The 2,616-nt window shown below is 72.4% G+C and carries 1 protein-coding gene and 2 rRNA genes; all 3 read right to left on the bottom strand.

The genetic code is table 11. The features are described from left to right. Positions 1 to 141: 141 nt before the first annotated feature. Entirely contained in the window at positions 142 to 906 is a 765-nt protein-coding gene (locus ACIO1C_RS31860; RefSeq protein WP_401870436.1) for a hypothetical protein, read from the bottom strand. 1,409 nt (positions 907 to 2,315) lie between these two features. After that, positions 2,316 to 2,432 (bottom strand): 5S ribosomal RNA (gene rrf / locus ACIO1C_RS31855). Between the two features lie 110 nt (positions 2,433 to 2,542). Further along, positions 2,543 to 2,616, bottom strand: a 23S ribosomal RNA gene (locus tag ACIO1C_RS31850); the annotation flags it as partial.

Genomic DNA, 2,616 nt, shown 5'->3' with positions numbered 1-2,616 from the left:
GCCCCGGGGGCGCCGCTGGCGGCCGCCGCCGGCCCCCCCCCGGGCGCCGGGGGTGGCCGGGCGGCGCCGGCCGCGGGCCTAAAACTAAAACCGGGGGGGGGGGGCCCCCGGGGGGGGGGGCCCCCCCACTCGCCTCACAGCTCAGTGCTTGGTGTTGTTGTCCTCGTCCTCGTCCTCGTCCTCGTCCTCGTCCTCGTCGTCATCGTCGTCAAGGTCGTCCGCGACCTCGGGCAGGTCGTTGCCCTCCGCCTCGTTGTCGACCTCGTCGACCTCGTCGTCCTCGTCATCGGCCAGGGCGTCAACGAACTCGACTCCGTCCAACTCGGCGAGACGGTCCGAGGCGTCCGTCGCGGCGTCCTTGTCCGCCTCGACGGTCTTGCCGAACCACTCGCGCGCCTCGTCCTCGCGCCCGGCCGACAGCAGGGCGTCGGCGTAGGCGTAGCGAAGGCGCGCGGTCCACGGCTGTACGGAGTGGGACGCCAGCTCGGGGCCCTGCAACGTGACGATGGCGGCCTCGATCTGGCCCATGTCACGCCGCGCTCCGGCCGCGACCATCCGCATCTCGACCTGACCGGCCTTGTCGAGCTTCGCCACCTCGGGCTCTCCGGCCATCGCCATCGCGCGCTCCGGACGGCCGAGGCCGCGCTCGCAGTCCGCCATGACGGGCCACAGGTCGACGTTCCCGGTCATCCGCTTCGCGGCCCGGAACTCGGCGAGCGCCTCCGCGTACTTCTGGGTGGCGTACGCGGCGAAGCCGGCCGCCTCGCGGACGGCCGCGACCCGGGACGCGAGCCGCAGGGCGATACGGGAGTAGGCGTACGCCTGCTCCGGGTCGTCGTCGATCAGCTGGGCGACCATGACGAGGTTCCTGGCGACGTCGTCGGCGAGCGTCTTGGGCAGGCTCATCAGCTCCTGCCGCACGCTCTTGTCGACCTCCTGACCAGTGATCTCGTCGGGGATCGGCAGCCGCTTGATGGGCTCCCGGTCGCGCTCGCGCTCGTCGCGCCGCGCGTAGCCGGTCCCGCGCTCGCCGTCCCGGCTGCCGTAGCCGCCGCTGGGGCGCCCGCCCCGGTCGTCACGGCGGGCGTACCCAGCGCCGCCGGACGCGGGACGGCCACCACGGTCGTTGCCGCGGTCGTTGCCGCGCTCATTGTCCCGCCGGGGGCCACTGCCGGCCGGCCGGTCGTCACGACGCTGGTAACCGCCGCCCGTCCCACCACCGGTGGGCCGGCCACCACGGCTGTCGTCACGACGGGGGCCACCGCTGGGCCGGTCGTCACGACGGAAACCGGACCGGTCGTCGTCACGGCGAGGGGTGCTGGGGCGCTCGTCACGACGGTCGTCGCGCCGGAACGCGGGCCGGTCGTCGTCGCGCCGGGGCGTGCTGGGACGGTCGTCACGACGCTGGAAGCCGCCGCCACCGCCCCGGTTGTCGTCCCGCTTGAAGGGAGGACGGTCGTTGCTGTCACGACGGGGGGCACTCGAACGATCGTCGCGCCGGGGGCCACCGCCACTCGGCCGGTCGTCACGACGCTGATAGCCGCCACTCGTCCCACCACCGGTGGGACGCCCGCCACGGTCGTCGTCCCGTCGGGGGCCGCTGCCGCCCGGCCGGTCGTCACGACGCTGGTAACCGCCGCCCGTCCCACCACCGGTGGGCCGGCCACCACGGTCGTCACGACGGGCGGGGCCACCACCCGTGCTGGGCCGACCGCCGCCGAAGCCACCGGAACCGCTGGGACGGCCACCACGGTCGTCATCCCGGCGCGGACCGCTGCCGGCCGGCCGGTCGTCGCGGCGCGGACCGCTCGGGCGGTCGTCACGCCGGTCGCCACGGAAGGAGGGCCTGCCTTCGCCACGGTCGTCACGACGAGGACCCGAAGGCCGGTCGTCACGCCGCTGGAAGCCGCCACTGCTGCTGCCGCTGCCACCACCGGTGGGCCGACCACCACGGTCGTCGCGGCGAGGGGCCCCGCCACCGGTGTTGGGCCTGCCACCGGTGCTCGGCCGGCCGCCCGTGCTGGGCCTGCCACCCGTACCGGAGCGACCACCGCCGGACGCGCCGGCCCCGCCCGCACCTGCGGGACGGCCGCCACGGAACCCGCCCCGGTCGCCACCGCTGTCCCTGCTGCGACGTGGCTCGCGCTCAGGTCGGTCGTCGGAGGAATTGGGGGACATCGGTGGCTCCTGTCTGCGGGTACCGCAGTAATTCTCGCGCGGCCGACCTTCGGACGCGCGCCGGAAAGAAGTGTGGGGAAAAACAAAAAGGACCCTTGGTCCAGCATGAACGCTGGACCAAGGGTCCTTGAAAGATTGTTCGGCGGCGTCCTACTCTCCCACAGGGTCCCCCCTGCAGTACCATCGGCGCTGTGAGGCTTAGCTTCCGGGTTCGGAATGTAACCGGGCGTTTCCCTCACGCTGTGACCACCGAAACCCTATCGGGCTCTAGCGAACAAGCACACTCTTCAATTGAGTAAAAGACGCTAGTTCAACCGGTGCGACAGTTCGCAACCCGGGAACTACACAGTGGACGCGAGCAACTGAGGACAAGCCCTCGGCCTATTAGTACCAGTCAGCTTCGACCGTTACCGGTCTTCCACATCTGGCCTATCAACC

Source organism: Streptomyces sp. NPDC087420, from assembly GCF_044744165.1.
In the GTDB taxonomy this organism is placed as follows: Bacteria; Actinomycetota; Actinomycetes; order Streptomycetales; family Streptomycetaceae; genus Streptomyces.
This window is presented reverse-complemented; position numbering and strand designations above follow the sequence as displayed.